The 22,427-nt window shown below is 42.5% G+C and carries 21 protein-coding genes; 15 read left to right on the forward strand and 6 right to left on the reverse strand.

What is annotated here, in order from left to right:
- The first annotated feature begins 1 nt into the window (after position 1).
- Positions 2-400: a DUF350 domain-containing protein gene (locus MWM02_RS08995; protein WP_064551859.1), complete on the forward strand. Its 399-nt coding sequence runs from the start codon at positions 2-4 to the stop codon at positions 398-400.
- A gap of 269 nt (positions 401-669) precedes the next feature.
- On the forward strand, positions 670-1,338 hold the full coding sequence (locus MWM02_RS09000) for an HAD family hydrolase (protein WP_244403497.1): 669 nt from the start codon (positions 670-672) through the stop codon (positions 1,336-1,338).
- Between the two features lie 201 nt (positions 1,339-1,539).
- Here MWM02_RS09000 and MWM02_RS09005 read toward each other — a convergent pair whose 3' ends face one another.
- Positions 1,540-2,961 (reverse strand): amino acid permease, encoded by a 1,422-nt coding sequence (locus MWM02_RS09005; RefSeq protein WP_244403498.1) that lies wholly within the window; start codon positions 2,959-2,961, stop codon positions 1,540-1,542.
- Positions 2,962-3,187: 226 nt separating this feature from the next.
- On the opposite strand from MWM02_RS09005, the gene MWM02_RS09010 reads away from it, so the two are divergent.
- The 10 genes from MWM02_RS09010 to chrA all read left to right on the forward strand — a co-directional run bounded on the left by MWM02_RS09010 (position 3,188) and on the right by chrA (position 13,113).
- A complete protein-coding gene (locus MWM02_RS09010; protein ID WP_064551862.1) occupies positions 3,188-3,955 on the forward strand; it encodes an NAD-dependent protein deacylase in 768 nt (255 codons plus the stop codon).
- Between the two features lie 169 nt (positions 3,956-4,124).
- A complete protein-coding gene (locus MWM02_RS09015; protein ID WP_244403499.1) occupies positions 4,125-5,303 on the forward strand; it encodes an acyl-CoA dehydrogenase family protein in 1,179 nt (392 codons plus the stop codon).
- A 70-nt stretch (positions 5,304-5,373) separates the two neighbouring features.
- On the forward strand, positions 5,374-6,138 hold the full coding sequence (locus tag MWM02_RS09020) for a beta-ketoacyl-ACP reductase (protein ID WP_244403500.1): 765 nt from the start codon (positions 5,374-5,376) through the stop codon (positions 6,136-6,138).
- 21 nt (positions 6,139-6,159) lie between these two features.
- Complete coding sequence (locus MWM02_RS09025; protein WP_244403501.1) at positions 6,160-6,609, forward strand: MaoC family dehydratase N-terminal domain-containing protein; 450 nt, start codon at positions 6,160-6,162, stop codon at positions 6,607-6,609.
- A complete protein-coding gene (locus MWM02_RS09030; protein WP_244403502.1) occupies positions 6,606-7,007 on the forward strand; it encodes a MaoC family dehydratase in 402 nt (133 codons plus the stop codon). The genes MWM02_RS09025 and MWM02_RS09030 overlap by 4 nt, the downstream gene beginning before the upstream one ends.
- 132 nt (positions 7,008-7,139) lie before the next feature.
- Positions 7,140-7,715, forward strand: a complete 576-nt coding sequence (locus MWM02_RS09035; protein ID WP_244403503.1) for a TetR/AcrR family transcriptional regulator — start codon at positions 7,140-7,142, stop codon at positions 7,713-7,715.
- Between the two features lie 942 nt (positions 7,716-8,657).
- Positions 8,658-9,866 (forward strand): DNA polymerase IV, encoded by a 1,209-nt coding sequence (locus tag MWM02_RS09040; RefSeq protein WP_244403504.1) that lies wholly within the window; start codon positions 8,658-8,660, stop codon positions 9,864-9,866.
- A gap of 198 nt (positions 9,867-10,064) precedes the next feature.
- Positions 10,065-10,760, forward strand: a complete 696-nt coding sequence (locus tag MWM02_RS09045) for a SatD family protein (RefSeq protein ID WP_064551869.1) — start codon at positions 10,065-10,067, stop codon at positions 10,758-10,760.
- Positions 10,761-10,773: 13 nt separating this feature from the next.
- Positions 10,774-11,640, forward strand: a complete 867-nt coding sequence (locus MWM02_RS09050) for a DUF3307 domain-containing protein (protein WP_244403505.1) — start codon at positions 10,774-10,776, stop codon at positions 11,638-11,640.
- 270 nt (positions 11,641-11,910) lie between these two features.
- Positions 11,911-13,113, forward strand: a complete 1,203-nt coding sequence (gene chrA, locus MWM02_RS09055) for a chromate efflux transporter (RefSeq protein ID WP_244403506.1) — start codon at positions 11,911-11,913, stop codon at positions 13,111-13,113.
- A gap of 130 nt (positions 13,114-13,243) precedes the next feature.
- Here chrA and MWM02_RS09060 read toward each other — a convergent pair whose 3' ends face one another.
- Complete coding sequence (locus tag MWM02_RS09060; protein ID WP_244403507.1) at positions 13,244-14,548, reverse strand: globin-coupled sensor protein; 1,305 nt, start codon at positions 14,546-14,548, stop codon at positions 13,244-13,246.
- A 385-nt stretch (positions 14,549-14,933) separates the two neighbouring features.
- On the opposite strand from MWM02_RS09060, the gene MWM02_RS09065 reads away from it, so the two are divergent.
- Together MWM02_RS09065 and MWM02_RS09070 are read left to right on the forward strand one after the other, a co-directional pair.
- Positions 14,934-16,304, forward strand: a complete 1,371-nt coding sequence (locus MWM02_RS09065; protein ID WP_244403508.1) for a sensor histidine kinase — start codon at positions 14,934-14,936, stop codon at positions 16,302-16,304.
- Positions 16,305-16,306: 2 nt separating this feature from the next.
- Positions 16,307-16,978 carry a response regulator transcription factor gene (locus MWM02_RS09070; protein ID WP_064551875.1) on the forward strand — a complete coding sequence of 224 codons (672 nt, stop codon included), beginning with the start codon at positions 16,307-16,309 and terminating at the stop codon, positions 16,976-16,978.
- A 304-nt stretch (positions 16,979-17,282) separates the two neighbouring features.
- On the opposite strand, the gene MWM02_RS09075 is transcribed toward MWM02_RS09070, so the two are convergent.
- Positions 17,283-18,857 (reverse strand): multicopper oxidase family protein, encoded by a 1,575-nt coding sequence (locus tag MWM02_RS09075; RefSeq protein WP_244403509.1) that lies wholly within the window; start codon positions 18,855-18,857, stop codon positions 17,283-17,285.
- Between the two features lie 238 nt (positions 18,858-19,095).
- On the opposite strand from MWM02_RS09075, the gene MWM02_RS19385 reads away from it, so the two are divergent.
- Positions 19,096-19,218 carry a hypothetical protein gene (locus MWM02_RS19385; protein WP_256462212.1) on the forward strand — a complete coding sequence of 41 codons (123 nt, stop codon included), beginning with the start codon at positions 19,096-19,098 and terminating at the stop codon, positions 19,216-19,218.
- A gap of 266 nt (positions 19,219-19,484) precedes the next feature.
- On the opposite strand, the gene MWM02_RS09080 is transcribed toward MWM02_RS19385, so the two are convergent.
- The 3 genes from MWM02_RS09080 to MWM02_RS09090 form a co-directional block, all read right to left on the reverse strand.
- Complete coding sequence (locus MWM02_RS09080) at positions 19,485-20,717, reverse strand: MFS transporter (protein WP_064551877.1); 1,233 nt, start codon at positions 20,715-20,717, stop codon at positions 19,485-19,487.
- Between the two features lie 36 nt (positions 20,718-20,753).
- On the reverse strand, positions 20,754-21,146 hold the full coding sequence (locus MWM02_RS09085) for a VOC family protein (protein WP_064551878.1): 393 nt from the start codon (positions 21,144-21,146) through the stop codon (positions 20,754-20,756).
- Between the two features lie 618 nt (positions 21,147-21,764).
- Entirely contained in the window at positions 21,765-22,349 is a 585-nt protein-coding gene (locus MWM02_RS09090) for a beta-class carbonic anhydrase (RefSeq protein ID WP_064551880.1), read from the reverse strand.
- Between the last annotated feature and the right edge of the window lie 78 nt (positions 22,350-22,427).

Consider the following 22,427-nt stretch of genomic DNA (forward strand, 5'->3'; position numbering starts at 1 on the left):
AATGACGTATGTGATGAATTTTCTGCTTTACACCGTGTTAGGACTTGTGCTGATGGGAGTCGGAATCGGCCTATTCAGCTTAACGACGAAATTTTCCGAGCGAGAATTAATCCGCCAAGGCAATATGGCCGTAGCATTGAAATTGTGGGGAAAAGCGTTAGGATTGGCGATTGTTATTTATGCCGCCTGGAGCAACAGCGTCAGTTTGCCTGATGCTCTTCTATGGGGCGTCATTGGCATTATCACGCAAATTCTCGTGTATTTTGCGCTCGAGTACATCTTCACGCCAAAAACAAACTTGGCCAAAAAAGTCGAGGAAGGCAATCTCGCGGTCGGGTTTAGCTTATTTGCCATTTCTATTATTGTCGGCTTGATTGTCGCAGGAAGCATGTCATATTAAAATGGGCCCGTTACGTTGGTTCCGGGCTCTTTTTTACCAATGTCTATCTAAATTTCGTGAGAATAGAAAGATTATATGAATGTAAAACGAAATGTTTGGATAGAAAATGGAGGAAGTGTTTTCGAGGGTGTTTAAAATGATCGAAGCGGTCAAAAGTCAACAGATGGATGGAAACGTTCCCGCTAAAGAATAGACCGGATCTGGGCCGTCGAGTGAAATGAGGGTGAAAAAATAAGGGGAGGTTGTTCGCATGGAGAAAGAGAAAGATAATGGTAAAAGCAGTTATGTTTGATTTGGATGGGACATTGCTCGATCGCGACGCTTCCATCCAAAAGTTTATCGAATATCAGTATGAGCGCTTAAAGCATTTATTAAGCCATATTCCAAAAGAATCGTATATCGCTAGATTCATTGAACTAGATAATCGAGGGTATATTTGGAAAGATACTGTATACAAACAAATGGTGAAAGAATTCGCGATTATTAGCATTACATGGGAAAATTTGCTGGAAGATTATATGAACTATTTCCATAAAAGCTGTGTTCCGTTCCCTTACCTTATTTGGTTGCTGGAAGAGTTAAAAAGAAAATCATTGAAATTGGGGATGATCACAAATGGAAAAGGACAATTTCAAATGCGTTCAATAAAGGCGCTAGGCATTGAAGGCTATTTTGACACAATTCTTATTTCGGAATGGGAGGGAATGAGTAAACCAGATCCCCAGCTATTTCAAAGAGCGCTTGACCAACTGCACGTGTTAGCCAATGAAAGCGTGTTTGTCGGTGATCATCCAATCAACGATGTTCAAGCGGCACGGAATGCAGGGATGAAAACCATTTGGAAAAAAGATGCGATATACGAATCAGCCGATGCGGATTTTGTGATAGAGGAGCTGAAGGAAATTCCGGGCATCATCGAAACACTTCAGCAACAATAAAGGGAGAGAAGAATGAATACAGTCGTTTGGCAGGAAATAACGTTATTGTTCGAGAATTTGTATAGCTGATTTTTTGAAATTATATTTATGGAGAAGCGGATCCTAGTGAAAAAGTGAGATGCGATATATAAGACAGCGAATAAGATAGCGTGGGGGCAAAGATAATAAAAGCAAAAGGGACCAGCGATTTCGTTGGTCCCTTTACGCTCTTTTTAATTTGGTCTGCTTGTGATCGAGCGATTTTGGCTTCATGATGAATGGATATAATACCAACCCTGCCATAAATAGGCCGATTCCTAAGAAAAATGTATGCCAATCTGCAGTTCCCGTTTTGATGACCCAAATCGAGTACGCTAGTGCCGCTGTTGTGATGATGCCGTCTCGGATGCGAATGCGCGTTGCGTTTTCATACGTTTCTCCCGTTATAATTAATTTCAGCTGGTATAATGCCGAGACGAGATACGGAACTAAGTAGGCGAGCGTCGCGACGACAATCGCGAAATTATACGCTTCGTTCACCGTTCCCGATACGGTCGAAAATAGAAAAATTTGCGTCATGAAATTGGTAATAAACAAAGAACGGACAGGGCTGCCGTTTCGGTTCGTTTTCGCAAAGAAAGCGGGAAACAATCCTTCTTTTGCCGCTTGATAAGGAACTTCCGAACTGACGACAATCCAGCCGATCGTCGAGCCGAACAAGGAAATAAGCGCTAAAATTGCCATGATGTAGGCTCCGTTGCTGCCGATAACCGCATGCAGCGCGTCCACGAGCGGCTTTTGCGATTGCTGCAGCTGTTCTTGCGAAAGAGCTCCCATCGTTAACAATGTGATTCCCATGTAAATAAGTACCGAAATAATTAATCCAAGCAATGTCGCCTTTTTTACATCTTTTTGCGATTTCGCGCGGTTTGACAGCATAACAGCCGATTCAATGCCGATAAACGCCCAAAGCATCGTAATTGCCGCTCCGTTGATTTGGCTTGGAACGGATACTGATTGTCCTTTTTCATCCGTGAATGCAAATCCGCTGCCTAAATTCGCGGCGTTAAACACTGAGACGGTAGCAACAATATAAAGGAGAAAGCCGATGACTTTCGCTCCCGTCGCCAAAATATTAATGCTTCCCGCTTGTTGAAAATCGCGGGCGAGAATCCATTGAATTCCCCATAATACGACCGTGCAAACTGCAAACGTGAGCGCTTTTCCTGTTTCTAATTGAAACGTTCCGATGGTAATGAGAACGCGGTCGCTTTGCATAATCGGGAAAAATGCGCTTAAATAGCCGGCAAAAGAAATAATGACAGACGCGGTCGCTGCCCAGTTTGCGGCCCAATATCCCCATGCCATGCTGTAGCCTGCGACATTCCCCGCTTTTGGCGAGGAAAACATCGCCTGCGCGTAGCTTTGCGGCCCCGCTTTCAATTCTGGCTTCCTTGTCACTAAACTGCCGAACACGAGCGCAATCATGAAAACTCCCAATCCGGTTGCCATCCAAGCAAGAGCTGATCCCATTGGGCTTGCGACTTGCGCCAAGCTTGCCGGAATCATAAATATACCACCGCCGATCATGTTGCCGACGACAAAGGCGGTTAAAATCCATAATCCCCATTTTTTCGTTGCCATAGGTATGTCCTCCTTATATAATACCGTCGCTACAGCTAATTTACTTTATCATCATAAACGATCATTTTAATTTGGTAAAGTGATAATATAATAAAGAAGACAAAATAAATCAATTGCGAATAATCGTGATTTTCCGGTGATTGTGACATTTTTTTTGACACAAAAAATTGATATATGATAAAAAGAGACGGGTGTTTCACCTCATGGATAGAAAGGAGAAATGGCCATGGATAAGATAAAGGAATTCGCGCAATGGATTATGGATGCAAAGAAAATTACCGTGTTGACTGGAGCGGGAATGAGCACTGAATCAGGAATTCCAGATTTTCGCAGCGAAAACGGCATTTATTCACAAGAAGAAAATGTCGAGCATTATATTTCTGAATATTACTTTAAGAACCATCCTGTTGATTTTTGGCATAAATTTAAGCGTATTTTTTCATTGAAGTTGATGGGGAATTTTGCGCCAAATCAAGGCCACCTCTTTTTGAAGTGGCTAGAAGATATGGGAAAGAAAGTGGTTATTTTGACACAAAATATTGACGGGTTGCACGAGAAAGCGGGAAGCGCCAATGTGATTGAGTTACACGGTACATTGCAAACGGCGACATGCCCGAAATGCCAAACAAAATATGATTTAGCGTTTGTCAATAGCCACGATGTGCCACGGTGTGTGCGGACATTAAAAAATGGAAAAACATGCAACGAAATTTTAAAACCGGATGTTGTTTTGTTTGGAGGAATGGTCCAACGATTCGAAGAGGCGTTGCAAGCCGCAGATGGCAGCGATTTGTTGGTCGCGATGGGAACGAGTCTGGAAGTCGCTCCAGTCAATTTAATTCCTGCCTATGTTGCCGCGGAAGCTCCCCATATCCGCAAAGTCCTTGTTAATAAAACGCCGACGAAAATGAATGATTTATTTGACATCGTCCTCCATGCAGGAATCGGAGAGACGGTTGCCAAAGTACAGCAATACATTGCGGATGCATGTTGAACATCGCTTCAACTGCATCTGCTTGTTTTTTAACCAATAAAAAATGAAAATATTGTATTTTTTTAAATTTTAGAATATAATAACATTAACATACCAACTGGTTGGTATAATTTTTGGTAATATGCATATGTATGAGTAATAGAAAATTGAATAGAATGGAGGGATCACAATGTATTTGCGTCTTACGGACGAACAGCGGATGGTGCAAAAGGCCATTCGCAAATTCGTTGAAAAAGAATTAATGCCGTTAGAAAATGAGGTGCTGCGAAAAGAGCGGGAAGGGAAGCCAGGGCTTTCTGAGGAAACATTGAAAGAATTGCAGCTAAAGGCGAAGGAAGCGGGGTTTTGGGGGATTAATACACCGGCGGAGTATGGCGGCGCCAACCTTGGGCATGTGATGCAGGCGATTGTGACGATAGAAGTGTCGAAAACGTTTGTTCCATTCCGGTTTGGCGGGTCGGCAGATAATATTCTCTATTACGCGAATGAAAAACAAAAGAAAAAATATTTGCTTCCGACCATTAATGGTGAGAAAAAATCATGCTTTGCCATAACAGAGCCAGGCGCGGGATCGGATACGAGAAACATTAAAATGACAGCAGTAAAAGATGGAAGCGAATGGGTATTAAACGGGGAAAAAACGTTTATCACCGGCGGAAACGAAGCGGATTTTGTGATGGTGATCGCCATTACGGACAAAGAACGCCATCAAGCGACGAACGGGCGGGAAGGAGTTACTTGCTTTATTGTGGACCGCGAAATGGGCTGGCGTTCCGAACCGATACATACGATGGGGCCATCGACGCCGGCTAGTTTAATTTTTGAAAATGTGCGTGTGCCGGAAGAAAACATTTTAGGAGAATTGCATGGCGGCTATAAGCTTGGGTTAGAATGGATCGGATATGCCCGCTGGATTGTCGGTGCCCGTGCGGTCGGGGCAGCGGAACGGCTGCTGCAAATGGCGATTGACTACGCGAAAGAGCGCGTAACGTTTGGCAAGCCGATCGCGGAAAGACAAGCAATTCAATGGATGATCGCCGATTCGGCCGTCGAAATTGAAGCAGCGAAATGGCTTGTGCTAAACGCGGCGTTTACGCTCGACCAAGGTGAAGACAACCGCCATTTAGCCTCGATGGCCAAATTGTTTGGGGCTAACATGGGCAATCGTGTCGTCGACCGTGTGATGCAAATTCACGGTGGCATGGGCTACACGAAAGAAATGCCGATCGAACGCTGGTACCGCGATGCAAGACTTTGGCGCATTTATGACGGCACCGATGAAATTCAGCGCGTGATTATCGCGAGAAACTTGTTAAAAGGACATGTGAAGCTTGGTCAATTTTTATAAAAATGAAAGCGTTATCTTAATATTTGTAAATTTTTCATCAAAAAAGATTTTATGAGGGAGGAATAAACGAATGAGCGCAAGATTTAAAGGGAGAGTGGCGTTCGTTACAGGAGGAAGCCGCGGAATTGGAAAAGCGATTGTCGAACGTTTTGCCGAAGAAGGAGCGAAAGTGGCGTTCATCGACTTAAATGAAGAAGCGCTGCACGCAACAGCAAATGAATTAAAAGCAAAAGGCTATGAAGTATATGCGAAAGTCGCGAGCGTCACCGACCATGAACAAGTCGAAGCAGCGGTAAAAGAAATTGTCGATCAATTCGGGTCGATCGATATTCTCGTCAACAACGCCGGAGTCATTCGCGACAACTTGCTTTTTAAAATGACGGATGATGACTGGAAAACCGTGATGGATGTCCATTTAAAAGGAGCGTTTTATTGCGCCCGCGCCGTTCAAAAATATATGGTAGAAAAACGGTACGGACGCATTATTAACATTTCTTCGACATCCGCCCTCGGCAACCGCGGCCAAGCGAACTATGCCGCAGCGAAAGCTGGAATCCAAGGATTTACAAAAACGTTGGCGATTGAATTGGGCAAATTCGGCATCACAACGAACGCAGTCGCGCCTGGATTTATCGAAACGGATATGACAAAAGCAACGGCGGAAAGATTAGGCATTTCGTTTGAAGAATTGATTCAAGCGAGTGTGGCGAAAATTCCGGTCGGAAGAAGCGGAAAACCGGAAGATGTCGCCCAGGCGGTCGCTTTCTTCGCCGATGAGAAGTCTTCGTTTATTAACGGCCAAGTTCTATACGTGGCCGGAGGTCCAAAAAATTAAATCAGGAGGGAAAACGGTCAGATGTTTGCCGAATATATCGGGAAACGCTCCAATAAAGTAAAAAATGTTGTCGAACGGGGAGCGGTCAAAAAGTTTGCCGAAGCGATCGGCGACCCGCATCCAATTTACTGGGATGAAGAAGCGGGAAAAATATCACGATACAAAGCGAACATCGCTCCTCCGACATTTCCAAGGGTGTTTGACTACGGCGTGATTGAAGGATTGAAGCTTCCAAGCAAAGGGCTGATTCACGGCGAGCAGCGGTTTCATTATGAAAGGCCGCTTTATGTCGGCGAGGAATTATATTGCTATTCAAAAGTGGAAGATTACTATGAAAAGCAAAGCAGCATGGGGAAGCTTGGATTTTTAGTCATCACCAACTACGGAGAAGATTCATCAGGGAATGTCATTTTTACTTCCACATCCACGATTATTATTACGGAAGCGGTAAGAAAGGCGATGATTGTATGATAAAGATGATCGAACTGCAAGTCGGAGATTCGCTAGAAGAAGTGCAGCTTTTCCCTGTTTCGCGGCTTGACTTAATCAAATACGCTGGGGCATCCGGCGACTACAATCCGATTCATACGATAGATGAAGAAGCGAAAAAAGCTGGGCTGCCAGGAATTATTGCGCACGGAATGTGGACGATGGGAAATCTCGCAAAACTGTTTACGCCTTATTATGAAGAAGGATTTATTCAAGATTATTTCGTTCGCTTTAAATCGATGGTTTTTCTGGATGATGCCATTACATTAACAGCGACGGTCAAGGAAAAGGAAGAGAAGAAACTGCGTTTCGATGTTTCTGCCGTCAATCAAAACGGGAAAGAAGTCGTAAAAGGAGAAGTCGTTTTTTCTATCTATTAAAATATGAATCCGAATGACAGAGGAGAATTTTGTAAAAAAATACAGGAGCAGCAGAGAGGAACAGCATGAGTTCTCGCTTAAGAAGACAACAAAAATTATTAAACGAGAAGAAATGGCGAAAGGAATGGACACATGAAGGAAAAAATTATCGAAACAAGCATTGAACTATTTGATCGCAAAGGATTTAAAGAAACGTCCGTGCAAGAAATCGTCGAAGCGATGGGAGTTACCAAAGGCGCATTTTATTATTATTTCAAAAGCAAGGAAGAACTATTAAGAGATATTTGCTTGACGTATATCGAAGATCTTTTACAACAGCAAGAACGCATTTTGCGAGATGAAAATAAAGATTGCACGACAAAGTTATATGAAATCGTTTATATGCTCATCCATAATATTAGAACGAGAAGAAAAAGTGCGCGCATTTTCTTTCGGGAAATGCGGCATCTACATGAAGAGCATTTGCAAGAAATCAAGGCAAAGCGACGGGCGTTTCGCGAAAACTATCAAAAGCTTATTGAAGAAGGAATCGCAGAAGGAGAGTTTAAGCAAACGCATACTCCCCACATGGTTACGTTTGGAATTTTAGGTATTACAAACTGGAGCTATTACTGGTTTAACCCCGATGGAGAAATATCGGAAGAAAAACTAGCGGAAATCTATGTGGATTTGATTTTAAATGGAATAAAAAATCGAGAGGGAAAGTAATTAAATGGTGTATATATAATAGCAAAAAAAGATTTCTCTGCCCGGAAAGCGAATATTCGAAGGTGATTTGAACAGACAATATACGCATATTAGAAAACAATTTGTTGCCATCTTGAAAGACGGTTAAAGGACCGCAGCCATATAGCGGGCCTGAAGTGCAGGCAATACGAGACTTTACACTTGCGCACAATTTTCTAACCACCGTTTTCTACCATTATTTATTCTCCCAGACAATTATTTATTGGCATTTCCAGCAAACGAAAGGACAAGCACAACGCGATTGTCGCCTTGCGTTAAATGTTATCGAAATACTTGTTAGTAAAGCCGACAAAAAACCCGAGTGGCGGCGGTTATAAAGATTGGCTTGTCATTCGATTTAAACGGCTAGGCTGCTCCATATGCCGGAGAACGCCCTGTACCTTTAAAATATTTTTTCGGTTTGGAGCAGAAACAATTCTAAGCCAATGGCCTAATCATAACGGAAAGGCGGTAAAACAGCCTCTTATCTTTGCACGGTGAGAGGCTGTTTTAGTGATTAAACTAATTTATTTAAACTATGTTCTAAATAATCAAAGGAAACAAAGAAAAAACCAATAAACTAAAGCTTACCGCTTCCAAATGAACGGAACATAAACTCTGTCATAGAAACAAACGAACATATGTGCTATAATTAAAATGCCTTTTACGATTTCTCTATGAAATTTGTTCTCTGCTAAAACTCTGTTTGGCTGTTTTAAAAACATCCCTAATATGGCAAACTCTTTTGGTGTTAGAAAAAGCGGAAGTGCAAAAATTTGTATGTATTTATACGTAGGCGCTGTCTAAAAGCGATAATGCGCCGTATGCCAACGTTCCGGGCTTAATGCGCAAAAAAATCGGCATTTCAGATAGAACGGTCATAACATTCTAATTTTTATTAGTGCAAAAAAGGAGAAAAACAACATGGAAGCAACGCGCCAAAAATACGGTCGTGTCATTTTACATGTCGACTGTAATTCATTTTTCGCGAGCTGCGAAATCGCGCGAGATCCATCATTAAAAGAAAAAGCGGTTGTTGTAGCGGGAGACCCGAAAGAACGCAAAGGTGTTGTGCTAGCGGCAAACTATATCGCAAAACAATGCTTTGGCATTTATACGACGATGCCGTTATGGGAAGCGAAGAAAAGATGCCCGCATCTTGTTATATTAAAGCCCGACTTTCACTTATACCGCGATATAAGCGAGAAAGTATTTCAATTTTTGAAGACGTTTACCCCTGTTTTGGAGCCTGCCTCAATTGACGAAGGATATTTAGATATCACTGATTGTTATTCACGCGGTTCACCGTTGGACATCGCAGAGCAAATCCAAAAAGGATTGTTAAAAACGCTGCATATTCCCGTAAGCATTGGCATTGCGCCAAATAAATTTTTGGCAAAAATGGCAAGCGACATAAAAAAACCGTTAGGCATTACCGTTCTGCGCAAGCGCGATGTGCCAAAAATACTTTGGCCTCTCCCTGTTCAGCAGATGCATGGTGTTGGTGACAAAACAGCAAAAAAACTAAATGGCATTGGCATCTTTACTATCGGCGAATTGGCAAAGGCGGAAAAAGCGACATTGCAAAATTTACTTGGTATTACTGGGATTCGCTTAAAAGAGAGAGCGAATGGGATAGATCCCCGTCCAGTTGACCCAGAGGCAGGAGAGAAATGGAAATCAATTGGGAACTCCACAACGCTTTCCCGCAATGTGACAGAGGAGCGGGTTCTCCTTGAAGTGTTGCGCGGTTTGGCGCAATCCGTCAGCAAGCGAATGAAACAGAAGCATGTTGTTTCTTCCACCATCCAAATTATGATCCGCTACAGCAATTTTCAAACAATCACCCGCAGCAAAACATGGGAAAATCCAGTTCAAGAGGCGGAAGAGATCTTTCAGCGTGCCGCTTACTTATTAAAACGTCATTGGAACGGCAATCCGGTAAGGCTGTTAGGAATTACTGCCGTCGACGTGTTTGATAAAAGGGAGGCAGTGAAACAATTAGACTTGTTTCACTTTGAAGAGGAGGCCAAAAAGGAAGAGCTATGGAATACGATTGAGCACCTTCAGCAAAAATTTGGCGATGGTATTATCCAAAAAGGATATGAACTTTTTCGGAGACAAAAACGGTGATAAAATGATTGTTAATGTAAGAAACGAATAAGATAGGGATAGCGCCAGTGCGGAGGCAATTACGCCCCTCGTTGTTTCAAAAACGGAAGCCGATATTTCATTGATCATAGAGAGAATACTTTTAGAAAGTGTGGTTGATGTTTATTTAACAACAATGATAATATTGATGTATATACATCAACAAAAAAGAGGGATGCTATGAAACCAATACCAGCTATCTGTGTTGCCGCCGATGTCAAGAAGTCGAAACAGATGGAAAAAACTCGTTTGCTAAATATCCTGAGCGAATGCGAACAGGCAATCAATAAGCGATTTCATCACGATTTACTCGTTCCGTTTACGATCCGAAACGGGGATGAGCTGATTGGGGTCATCGCGAACTTTGCTAGCGCATACCCGCTTATTGATTATATTGTGCAACAATCTCATTTGCACCGATGCCCGTTTTACCTAGGGATTGGCGTTGGAAAATTAGAAACGACGAATACAACCGATGTCCATGCGATAAATGGAAGCGCGGTATTACATGCATTTGAAGCACGAGACAAACACTTAAAAGGAAACAAGGAGAAAATAAAAATTTGGAACGAAAGAGAAACAGAAACAAGTTTTTATATTTTATCTGAACCACTGCCTTCCGAACCGCTTAATACGCTATTAGGATTTATCTTATCAATAAAGCGAAAATGGACGGATAAGCAAAAGCAAGTCATTTCTTTAATGGAACAATATCCTGAATGGACATATGAAAAAATCGGCAACCATTTGGGATACAAATCGCCTATTTCTACCGTCAGTTATTTGCTGAAACGCGCCGATTATCAAAAAGTGAAGATGGCAGAAGCTAGCCTGACTCAACTGCTGCTTTTGTATCAAACCCTTTTAAAAGCATAAGGAGCGATTGGCATTGTGGATATATTTTTACGCCGCACATTTGCTAGGAGATTTTATGTTCCAACCGGACCGATGCGTCAACGGAAGAAAGGAGAGGCCGATTCTTTTCCTAGGTAAACATGTCGCCATTCATATCGTTCTGATGGCCATCGCCAGCTTTATAGCGATGTCGATGAATAACTCTTTTCATCTTCCTGTTTTTTTATTGTCTGGACAGGCAATTTTGCTTATTTCTATTTGTCATTATCTTATTGACTATGGCAAAATGAAGCTGAACGATAACTTGAAAGGAACAGGCAATCAAGCATTTTTATTTCTTCTTGACCAAATGCTTCACTTTTTGACCATTTGGATCGCTTTTCATGGCCTGCACATTTCAACGCGGCTATTAGACAACGGCGCAGCTTCTTTTTTTAGAGGATGGACCACGGACGAAAAAATCGTCGCTACAGGCTGCGTCTTTATTTTAGCTACGTATGGCGCCGACCGTTTTCTGCAAATTGTGCTGCAAGACATTATGCCGAATCGCGAACTGCAGGAAGGGATTTATCGTTTATCTGATGAAAAAATGGAAGTAAAAATAAGACACAAGAATGACGGGGGACAGGAAGTCGAAATTACTACCGTAAAAACGGAACAATTTTTTCGCGATTCTCCCGCAAAAATCGGTTCCATCATTGGTATGTTGGAACGAATGCTGATCGTCATTTTTATGATAATGGATATGGTGCAAGGGCTTGCGTTTTTGGCGGCGCTAAAAACGTTGGCCCGTTTCAAGCAATTTGAACATAAACAGTTTTCCGAGTATTATCTCATCGGCACTTTGTCAAGCGCCGTTATTGGTATTTTGCTAGGAATAGTTGCTTCACAGATTTGGTGAATCCATTTTGCAGCCATGATCATATCGTGAATAACAAAAGGCTGCATCTTTATGATCCGGGTTATTCTAAAAATGCTGCTTCCAACAAGTTTCGGATGTCCATTTGCTTATTGGACGATGGCACAAACACGTATCATGAACACATGTCGGACAAGGAAATATATACATGGTTTCCATGCAATTACAACTGCCGCTTTGTGTGGCAGAAGCAAAAATCAAAAACGGTGATGTCGAGGACAGAAAGCGTTCTTACCTAGGGGGAACAGCCAATTGAATCAAAAAAAGAAAATGCAGGTCCAAAAAAAAGGTTCCGTTTGGGAAGTGTGGAAAACAGCATTTCGCCTTGGTTTGACTTCGTTCGGCGGCCCTGTTGCCCATTTAGGGTATTTTCGCGAAGAATATGTGCAGCGGCGTCAATGGCTGGATGAAAAAACGTATGCGGACTTAGTGGCATTGTGCCAATTTCTACCCGGTCCAGCGAGCAGCCAAGTAGGAATAGGGATTGGCTTTATGCGAGCGGGCTTTTGGGGCGCTTTTGCCGCATGGCTTGGTTTTACGCTTCCGTCCGCGCTTGCGCTCAGTTTATTCGCTTATTTTTTTCAAGACGCTTCTTCAATTAGTACAGAATGGCTTCACGGACTGTTAGTAGCCGCGGTCGCCGTCGTGGCGCAAGCGGTCTGGGGAATGGCGAAAAACTTTGCCTATGATCGTCCTCGCGCTTCCATTGCCATCGTTGCTGCGGTTTTTACGCTGCTTGTCCCGAGCGTGTTTAGTCAAGTAGGCATCATTGCTGCCGCAGGAATTGCCGGCTCATTTTTGGTGCAAAACACCATAGAGGAAAAGCCGACTCTGATTGCTGTCGGAATCCATAAAAAAACAGCGGTCAGCTTGCTTATTTTGTTTCTTGCTTTGCTAATATTGCTTCCGATGGCGCGCAATCTGACGGACTCCCATTGGATCGCGCTGTTTGATAGCTTCTATCGCTCTGGTGCTTTAGTATTCGGAGGGGGACATGTTGTTCTTCCTTTATTACAAGCGGAAGTCGTCCCAACAGGATGGCTGACTGCCGATGAGTTTCTTGCAGGATATGGCGCCGCGCAGGCGGTACCCGGGCCGTTGTTTACGTTCGCCTCGTATCTGGGAATGGCTAGTTTTGGATGGAGAGGGGCGCTTGTCGCTACTATTGGCATCTTTCTTCCTTCCTTTTTATTAATCATTGGAATGCTTCCATTTTGGCATTGGCTACGTCATCACCCTCGCTTTCAAGCGGCGCTTGGCGGCATTAACGCAGCGGTCGTAGGCATTTTGCTGGCGGCGCTGTACCATCCGGTATGGACGAAGGCGGTAAAAAGCCCTCTTGATTTCTCTTTAGCGCTAGCTGCATTTGCCTTATTAACCATTTGGAAATGGCCGCCTTGGCTGGTGGTCGTATTTTCGTTTGCAGCGGGAGCGATTTTTTCCTTTGTCTCATGATATGTCTTTATTTTGTGCAATTTATAAATATTTACCAACCATTTTTCTATACTTTCCCTTCAAAAATTGCAAGAAACACAAACATTGTTTAGCCTTTGCCACTCACTCAAAGCGGCAAAGGCTTTGCTAGCTATAAGCCGTTTGTTAATTGCTCCAATCTCTCGGCCGATACAGCGACATTGTTGGTGGCATCATTAATATCTGTGACTACATCTACGTATCGCTTCATCTTTTCACGAATCCGTTGATTTTGAGTGCGAATTTGCTGGAGCGACTGTGATAATGTTTCAAAAAACTGGTGGATTTTCTCCATATCGCTTGTCCCACGGTCAATCAATGCATGTGCTGAATTGATTGATTCAGAAATGGCTTTTACCTTCCGGTTCAAGTCATCTAAAATGCTTGTGACGTCAGCGACAGATTTTTTTGTCTGGAAGGCAAGCTTTCGCACTTCGTCAGCAACAACAGCAAACCCCTTGCCGTGTTCTCCCGCACGCGCCGCTTCAATCGAAGCATTTAACGAAAGCATGTTTGTCTGATCGGCAATCTCTGTCACGATACTGTTGATTCCTGCGATATCACGGGCTGACTGTTGTAAGCTGTTGATTTCTGCATCGATCTCTTTCATCATTGTTTGAATATGGCGGATTTCTGATAATTGTTTTTGTAATTTTTCTTGACCTTCGGCAGAATGGCGCTCGCTTTTTTCGGAAATAGAGGAAGCTTCCTTGATTGATTGTAAAATGTTCATCGCTTCTGTCGTCAATTCAGAAACCGAAGCATAGACTTCTCCGGATATGCCGGAAAGTTCTTGCGCTGTCGCTTGCAATTGCAGTTTGAGATCATTTTTTGCTTGTTCCATCTGCATTCGGATTTTTTCATTCACTTTTTCATATTGTTCTAAAACAAGCTGTTGTTCAAAATTTAAAATTTTTGTGATCGATTTTACTGCTTCGATCAACAATAAAGGATCATCGAGATGTGGAACGATTGCTTCGATAAGCGATAGCTGAAGCTGCTGAAATGCGCACATATACCATTTTGGCAGCAGACCAATCTTTAAATGCGTGACCGCAATGCGCGTACGTTTTTCAATAAATGCTTCATCGATGCGCCCTTCAAACATTTCAATCACATGCGTAGTAAGCGTCTGTTTTAGACGTTCAATCGAACTGTGCTGATGGATAATTTGAAATAAAGATGGTTCTTTCTCTAACGTTTCATAAAAGCGTCCGACAATCCAATCAATTTTTTCTTCCACCCACGGTTTTAACTGTGCCAATATGGTTAAATCGCGATGCGTTAGCTCAATCATTTCCAATTGCGTATTAATGACCGCATCTTTTGTCCGGACAGGCTTTCGTTCGCTTGGCAGTTCAAACGCTGTTTTATGAGAAGAATTGCTTTCTGTTTTAATCCAAAGAGAAAAATTCATCGGAAGTCTCTCCTTTTTCTTCACAATATTACAATAATTCATCTTAATGAAGATAGAAAAAAAGTAGAATAAGAAATTAATCCTATTTATGAAAATGAATAATCGTGAGCCGATCTCCTCATAAAGTGTGATCTCCTTCGGCAACTGTCCTTTGTTTAAATCCATTAATTCTGCAAGTTTAGTTTATAAAATAAAATTTATTAGATTATCCAAAGAGATTACGTGGAAAAAGAGGCAGCAAAAAGATGTTTTATTTTCCAGAGATTTAAGTTTGCTGAACTCGGAGTGGTGTTTGGAGAACATTCATTTATAATGATTTAGCCTCATCTCCAATGCGCCAATAAACTCATAAAGCGAATGGACAGAATTAAGAAAGGGAATAAAAATGAGGAAAATTTCGTTTAAATTAGGGTTATTATTTTTTCTGTTTGTATTAGGAATAGAGGCGATTTTATTTGCGTCACTATATGTTACTCTGGTTCATTCTCGAATTAATGAGGAATTTGAACAGCTGTTAGCAAGAGGAAACAGCCACCGCGATGTGTTAGAAAAAAATTATGATCCTTCTACGTTAGAACATGTCACCATGATGGAGTCTGAAGCGGAGACGGACGTCGTTATTACAGATGACAAGGGGAAGATCTTGTATTTTTCGGATCATATTTTACCGTTTGCTAAAAAAATCATAAAAAAAGCAAATAAACAAATTCCCGATGACGGGATGATCGTGCAAAAAAATTGGCAAAAAGCGTCGCATATTTCAACGGTAAGCCCGATTCGAATTGACGGCAAGATCAAAGGGTATGTCTATATGTTCCAAAACACGGATTCCATCCAAAATATGATTGATAAGTTAAAGCATCATTTCATGATGGTCGGAATTCTTTCGGTATTTTTAACGATTATTACGATCGCCCTCTTATCAAGAGTCATTACCATTCCGCTTATTCGCATGAAAGAGGCGACTGAAAAATTGAGTAAAGGGGATTTTTCTGTTCATTTGCAAGTAAAAGGGGAAGATGAATTAGCGGAGCTGGGGAAAGCCATTCAAACATTGGCGAGGGATTTAGAATACTTAAAAAAAGAGAGAAACGAATTTCTTGCCAGCATTTCTCATGAGCTTCGCACCCCTCTCACTTATGTAAAAGGGTATGCGGACATCGCTAGGAGACCAAATATGGAGGAAGAAGAGAGAAATCGGTATTTGTCCATTATCTACGAAGAAGCAGAGCATATGCAAAAGCTGGTGAAGGATCTTTTTGAATTGGCGAAGATGGATCAACATTCCTTTCAAATCCATAAGGAGCCGACAAATTTATATGCTTTCTTGAAAAAATTGCATGACAAAATGCATCCTGCGTTTCAAGCAAACAAAATGTCACTTGTATATCGATGTGAAAAAAGCATTACCGTCCATATCGACCAAAAACGTTTTGAACAAGTGATGATGAATTTGTTGGACAATGCTTTAAAATATTCCGATCAAGGTTCCACCGTCTCTATCGATGTAAGAGCGGAGAAAAACAACATTGTGATGATTGTTTCCGACGAAGGCAGAGGGATCCCTGAAGAGGATTTGCCGCATATTTTTGAGCGTTTTTACCGAGTGGATAAATCAAGATCAAGAACCAGCGGCGGAACAGGACTGGGGCTGGCCATCGCCAAGGAAATTGTGGAAGCGCACGGAGGCTCGATTTACGCCGCCAGTGAATATGGAAAAGGAACAAACATAATCATTACATTGCCGGAGGGATGAGCATGTACACGATTTTGCTCGTTGACGACGAAAAACGAATGTTAGAGTTACTGGATCTTTATCTTTCGCCGAAAGGATATCATTGTGTCAAGTGCGAGTCCGGTTGGGCAGCGCTGCAGTACTTAGAAAATCACAAAGCGGATTTGGTCTTGCTGGACATTATGATGCCGGAACTGGATGGTTGGGAAACGTGTAAACGAATTAGAGAATTTTCCGATGTCCCTATTATTATGGTGACTGCAAGAGATCAAACGTTAGATATCGTCAAAGGGCTCAATATCGGGGCGGATGATTACATCACCAAACCGTTTGACGAAGCCGAGCTTCTTGCCCGCATCGAAGCAGTGTTGCGCCGTTCGGTGGGGAAACGATCGAAAATAGAATTTCAAGGGTTAGTGTGGGATGAAGATGAACATAAAGCCCACTATCAAAACGAACCGATTTTTCTAACGCCAAAAGAGTTTGCCATATTAGGGCTGTTTTTGAAGCATCCAAACAGAGTGTTCAGCAGAGAACAAATCATCGTGTCTTTATGGGGCTATAACGCAAACACAGAAGAGCGCACCATAGACTCTCATGTCAAAAATATCAGAGAAAAGCTGAGACAAGTTGGATTTCCGATCGATCAATTTCTGCAAACCGTTTGGGGAGTAGGATATAAATGGGAGGCATAAGGGAAGAAGAGGGCAAAAAAGGGAAAATCATTGCACTACTCCATAATTATTTGTGTAAAAGCATGTTCAGTTTAAGTTGGATGACCTGCTGATGAGGAATGAACATGGAACTGTGATGAGCTTGCTTAGCGTCGCTTATGGTTTTGAAGTTAGAAAACGAAAACATCGATAATGCAGTACAAGAAATGATTTCAAGAACCGGGAGGGCAAAACTGCATATATTTGCCGCCAGAAAACGTTCATGACGGAAAAAAGGCAAGCGCAGAAAAAATTCCCCTCCAAGTTTTATTTGGAGGGGGAAACGTTATTCAGGATGATTGGTTGTGTCATTCGGATTTGGTGCATAATCCGATTTGTAATCTTTGTATTTTACTTCTGTGACCATTCCGGCTGAGGCGTGGTGCAAGTCATGGCAATGGAACATCCAGTTTCCCGGATTATCCGCTTTAAATGCAATGACATATTCTTCACCCGGATTTAGGTTCAAGGTATCCTTTATCAATGGGGAACCTGTCATTGGCTTGCCGTTTTTGCTTAATACTTGGAAAAAGTGTCCGTGTAAATGCATGGGATGTAAATCTGCCGGTGAATCGTTCACTAGTTTTACTTTGACGAGATCGCCTTTCTTCACATGGACAGGTGTCGTTTCAGGATACGTTTTCCCATTGATCGTGTAGACCATGCCATCTTTGCCCATGGCTGTCCCTAAATTCATCGTGTATTCTACATCGTATTTTTGATCTAACGTAAATTCTCCCAGCTTCTGTTTTCCGTAGCTTGTCATGTCCACGACAGGCAAATCTTCTGTTGCATTCGCTTTATCGGCACTGCCTTTTTCGCCTTCATATTGGATTTTTACTTTCATGCTATCGGCGCCTTTCATATTGCCATGGCATTCTAGTAACCATTCGCCCGGATTATTCGCTGTAAATTCAATATCGTAACGTTCTCCCGGAGCGATATTCAAAAGTTCGTCTTTGATCGGCTGCGGATCGTTTAACGGCTGTCCGTCTGCTGCGACAATTTTAAATTCGTGGCCATGCAGGTGCAGTTGATGGGACATGTATCCTGCGTTTACAAGGCGAAGGCGCACTTTTTCGCCTTTTTTCACTTTTAAAGGTTTTACAGCGGAACCGCTTTTCCCGTTGATGGTGAAAATGTCATACATGCTCATATCATGGCCTATTCTGTTCATGTTCATATGTTGGTGATCGGAGCCATTTCCGTGTTCCATATTGCTATGATCCATCCCATTCATATGCATATTTTCTTCATTGGGATCGCTCACCCATTCATCCAACACAAGCGTATAATCCCGATCCGCTTTTTCCTCGTGTTTAGGCTCTACGATCAGTGTGCCATATAATCCCTTATCCACTTGTTTTGCGCTCTCTTGATGGGAATGATACCAATACGTTCCCGGCACGGTTGCCGTGAATTCATACGTAAAGGTTTCTCCCGGTTTAATCGCGTTCATCGTAACACCTGGTACTCCGTCTTGACTATTTGGAACAGGATAGCCATGCCAATGAATCGTAATCGGTTCTGGTAATTCATTTTTCAAATGGATTTTAACAGTGTCCCCTTGTTTCACACGAATTTGCGGCCCAGGCACTGATCCATTGTATGTGTAGACCGGAAGTTTTACTTTATCATTGATTTGCAATAATGCTTCCTTGGCGGTAAGATGAATCTCTTTACCAGATAAAACTTCTGTGGTTGTGGCCAAAGGCAATTGCCTGCTGGAATGCTTGGCCGTGTTTTCTTCCTTTGACGCATTGTGCCCCTGCATCGAACTATGAGGCGAGGCATTATTGGAGCAGGACGCGCCGAGGGCAACGACTCCCGCTACAATCGTTCCAATCAATAATTTTTTCATATGTTTCCCTCCATCAAACAAACGTGTGATGTTCTAATGTCATCATAGAAAATAAATTTGCAAAATTTATGGAGGAAAAAGTGAATAAGCAATTTTACACTAACTAAAAAGCGGCCATGTGTTCTTCTTCCTCTAAATGAGAGGAAGGGGAGAGAAATCGGCAAGTTTTTCATCAAAAGAACGTATGTTCTATAATAGAACCATCCTATTTAGGGAGAGAAAAAAGAAGGAAATGCTTATGCTTCGTGGCCCAAAGGTGTTCTTCTGGGCATCCAAAGCGGAATTGGACAGGATTCCGACAATGGAAAAAGTACGAACAAGCGACACGTATGTGTTGCTTCATGGTGCCTTCAACCAATAGAACGTACAAAACGAAGCTGACGTATCTACGGATTGCGCAAGCAAGAAGCAGTAAAAAGGGGCTACCCCGGTGTGGTACGATGTTGCTTATGGAATCTAGCGGAAATACTTCCAATGCAGGAGTGTAGAAGGGGTATGAAGCTTCTTCGATAGAAGTGTAAGAAACTCCCACCTCTTCATGGAATGAAAGGTGGGAGAGATTCATTAGATGAAAAAGCAATTGTTCATCATCTGTGGTGCCGCACCGTATTATGGCTGGCTATGGGCTTATTCGGCTTCGGCCGTTTTAAGCATTCGAAACATCGGAAGCATGACCAGAATGCCAATGACAAAGAGTGCGGCAGAGGCCTGATAGATTGCGACTAGGGAGAATTGTTCTTTCAACAGACCAGCCAAGCTCATTGTGATGACCATCGAACCCATGAACAAAGGGGTCAATATGCCGTTAACACGTCCTACGAACGTTTCGTCGGTATTGTTCAGTATAATCGTATTAATGCCGATATGGAGAGCAGGCATGAATAGGCCGATGATAAACTCAGCCAGCAAGGTCAGCCAGAACATGGTAGACCAACCCATCACAAAAATTCCTGCAGCCATGGCACCCATTCCCAGCATCAGCAGAATGTGCGGCGCAATCCGATTGGAAAAGACCATCGCCACAGCGCCGCCGATGATCATAGCTGCTCCATGAGCGGTGAACAGCCATTGCAAGTAATCCTTTTCCAGACCAAGGCGTTCTGTTACCAGAAAGATGGCCAACGGGTGGATTAATCCAAGCCCTAATCCGGCAGCCATGAAGCCGCCTCCCAAAGCCACAAGAATTTTGCGCGACCACACATATTGAAAACCGAGCTTTATTTCATGCCAGAGCGATGTCTCGCTTTCGTCTTTCTTCTCCATTTGGTCAGGAGGCAATAACGTCAATATGAGAGCAGATAATAGAAAAGCTGTACCTACTATCGCCATAGAGATGTAGATACCAAACTGTTGAAAGACGAAGGTGCCTAATATCGGACCGATGATCATAAAAATAGCCATCATTGTTTGGAACAATGACATACCTGCCTGCATCTGCTCTTCCGGAACGTGTACTTTGAACAGCTTCATCCCCGAAGGCTGAGAGAATTGTGATAGGATTGCGGAGACGAATGTGGTGAGAAAGACCACTTTCCATGTGCCGACCAGGAGCGCCATTAATATGACAAATATCGATATAGCGCTTAAGAGGTCGCACCAGATCATCGTTCGTTTCGGTCGCCAACGATCTGCAAACGTACCGCCAATAAAGGAAAAGATAAAAATCGGTGCAAATTCAGCCACCGATATAAGTGAGACGGCAAGTGCATCCCCATTTGTCTTCTCGGTGACAAACAATAGAATCGCAAAGTTACGTACCCAAATGCCGACCTGAATAAACAGGCCAGCCGTCATAATCGTTTGGATGAAACGATTACGTAATAGGGAAGCCATGGACGGATTTGCGTTTGTTGATGACATAAGAATAACCTCTCTATCTTGTATTCGTTTAAAAATTTAGCTTTTTGCAAGGTTTAATTGCCATGAAACACCGTATTTATCTTCAACCCAGCCAAACTTTTTGCTAACTGGAGAAGCAGCTAATGGCATTAGGACTTTGCCATCTTGCGATAACTGCTCAAAAACTCTATTTATTTCTTCTTCGGTATCACATGTTACAAACAGTGACATTGCAGGAGTGAAAGGGTGCTCTTGCTTGTTGCTATTATCAATGGCCATAAACGTTTGTCCTTTTAATGTGAATGTCGCATATAATACTGTTCCATCTTCATGGTAAAAAACACTGTTTATTTCTGATTGATCAAATACAGAGGTGTAAAAATTCATTGCTTCTTCAGCTTTGCCATTGAACATGAAACATGTAGTAATTTTTTGATTTGAATTTTCCATTTAAACTCAGCTCCTTTTATTAACATGTAAGAACGACATTAAATTTTAGTCTCGGCCAACGAGCGAATATATGTTCCTGTTACTTTATTATCTGTGAGCGGAAACAGATTGTCAATAACAGAAATATTCACATACGAAACTGCTTCTTCTTTTAGAGAGTGTAGTTTAGGTTTTAAAAGTAACTTTTGCTTTGGAAAAGCGGCCCAATTGGCGGTAATTTCTTTAACGGAAGAGGCAGGAACATCGCGAAACTATTTTATGGAAGTATGCGGGAGTCGAACAAGACGATTAGCGACCGGAGGATTCCAATTATACATGTATACCGACTATGCATGCAAGCGAAAATAGGCAGCAGGCAGGACAAGGGAAGACGAACGATGGTTGGAGCTGGAAGGGAGGAAATGTTATATTAGAGACATTTCTATTGGGGATGAAAGTTCATCGGGAAAATAATAAACCATGGGTTTTCATCCATAAAAATAATTGGTTGGATAAAATTGCGAAGGTAGTTGAAATAAATTAAAAGGAAACTTGGATGGGCCAAGTTTCCTTTGCTTTATGACAAGTACTTGCTTTTCTGTTCAGCATCATTTGTGAAGACAAGAAAAAGAGCGATGATCAGATGGTTGCCCGGCCAATGCGGTTAGCTTCAGGCACTTCAATCAGTCGGCCGCTTTTCACGTCGTAAATAAAACCATAGATCGTAATGTAGCCCGGAACAAGAGGATGGGAGCGGATCCGTTCGACGTCATCGATAACACTCTGTTCAAGATTGCTGATCGTCAAAAATTCCATGTATTCTCCCGCTCTGGAACCGGGTCCTCTTCCTGTATCGCGCCAATGTTCCCCGTCAAACTCAGCCGGTTCCAGGCTGTTGGCGAGCAAATTGCGGATAATGTCATTGGTAAATGTCTCCATACCACAATCGGTATGATGAATCACAAACCATTCCCGTGTTCCCAACAGCTTATACGAGATTACGAGGGAACGAATCGCATCGTCACTTGCCCGGCCTCCAGCATTTCGGATTACATGAGCATCGCCTTCCGCAAGCCCGGCAAACTTAGCTGGGTCGAGGCGCGCATCCATGCAGGTCAGAATGGCAAATCGGCGCTTCGGCGGCATCGCCAGATTTGCTTTGTCCCCGAAATTAGCAGCATATTCTTTGTTCGCAGCCAATACTTCGTTTAAAATCTCACTCATTTTCCGTCACCCTTTTTAAATTATATAAATCATATATGTTTACTATGATTATAATACGCCGTTATCCTGCCGTCAATG

Origin of the sequence: Parageobacillus sp. KH3-4, from assembly GCF_022846435.1 — a bacterium.
GTDB classification, from domain to species: domain Bacteria; phylum Bacillota; class Bacilli; order Bacillales; family Anoxybacillaceae; genus Parageobacillus; species Parageobacillus thermoglucosidasius_A.

Excerpts from the sequence above, each read along its gene's own strand:
- MWM02_RS09085 (WP_064551878.1), bottom strand. The coding sequence starts at position 21,146 with ATGGAAAATTCAAATCAAAAAATTACTACATGTTTCATGTTCAATGGC.
- MWM02_RS09010 (WP_064551862.1), top strand. The coding sequence starts at position 3,188 with ATGGATAAGATAAAGGAATTCGCGCAATGGATTATGGATGCAAAGAAA.
- MWM02_RS09080 (WP_064551877.1), bottom strand. The coding sequence starts at position 20,717 with ATGTCATCAACAAACGCAAATCCGTCCATGGCTTCCCTATTACGTAAT.
- MWM02_RS09040 (WP_244403504.1), top strand. The coding sequence starts at position 8,658 with ATGGAAGCAACGCGCCAAAAATACGGTCGTGTCATTTTACATGTCGAC.
- MWM02_RS09020 (WP_244403500.1), top strand. The coding sequence starts at position 5,374 with ATGAGCGCAAGATTTAAAGGGAGAGTGGCGTTCGTTACAGGAGGAAGC.
- MWM02_RS09045 (WP_064551869.1), top strand. The coding sequence starts at position 10,065 with ATGAAACCAATACCAGCTATCTGTGTTGCCGCCGATGTCAAGAAGTCG.
- MWM02_RS09060 (WP_244403507.1), bottom strand. The coding sequence starts at position 14,548 with ATGAATTTTTCTCTTTGGATTAAAACAGAAAGCAATTCTTCTCATAAA.
- MWM02_RS09035 (WP_244403503.1), top strand. The coding sequence starts at position 7,140 with ATGAAGGAAAAAATTATCGAAACAAGCATTGAACTATTTGATCGCAAA.
- MWM02_RS09075 (WP_244403509.1), bottom strand. The coding sequence starts at position 18,857 with ATGAAAAAATTATTGATTGGAACGATTGTAGCGGGAGTCGTTGCCCTC.
- MWM02_RS09005 (WP_244403498.1), bottom strand. The coding sequence starts at position 2,961 with ATGGCAACGAAAAAATGGGGATTATGGATTTTAACCGCCTTTGTCGTC.
- MWM02_RS09090 (WP_064551880.1), bottom strand. The coding sequence starts at position 22,349 with ATGAGTGAGATTTTAAACGAAGTATTGGCTGCGAACAAAGAATATGCT.
- MWM02_RS09070 (WP_064551875.1), top strand. The coding sequence starts at position 16,307 with ATGTACACGATTTTGCTCGTTGACGACGAAAAACGAATGTTAGAGTTA.
- MWM02_RS09030 (WP_244403502.1), top strand. The coding sequence starts at position 6,606 with ATGATAAAGATGATCGAACTGCAAGTCGGAGATTCGCTAGAAGAAGTG.
- MWM02_RS09000 (WP_244403497.1), top strand. The coding sequence starts at position 670 with ATGGTAAAAGCAGTTATGTTTGATTTGGATGGGACATTGCTCGATCGC.
- MWM02_RS08995 (WP_064551859.1), top strand. The coding sequence starts at position 2 with ATGACGTATGTGATGAATTTTCTGCTTTACACCGTGTTAGGACTTGTG.
- MWM02_RS09065 (WP_244403508.1), top strand. The coding sequence starts at position 14,934 with ATGAGGAAAATTTCGTTTAAATTAGGGTTATTATTTTTTCTGTTTGTA.
- MWM02_RS19385 (WP_256462212.1), top strand. The coding sequence starts at position 19,096 with ATGCTTCGTGGCCCAAAGGTGTTCTTCTGGGCATCCAAAGCGGAATTG.
- MWM02_RS09015 (WP_244403499.1), top strand. The coding sequence starts at position 4,125 with ATGTATTTGCGTCTTACGGACGAACAGCGGATGGTGCAAAAGGCCATT.
- MWM02_RS09025 (WP_244403501.1), top strand. The coding sequence starts at position 6,160 with ATGTTTGCCGAATATATCGGGAAACGCTCCAATAAAGTAAAAAATGTT.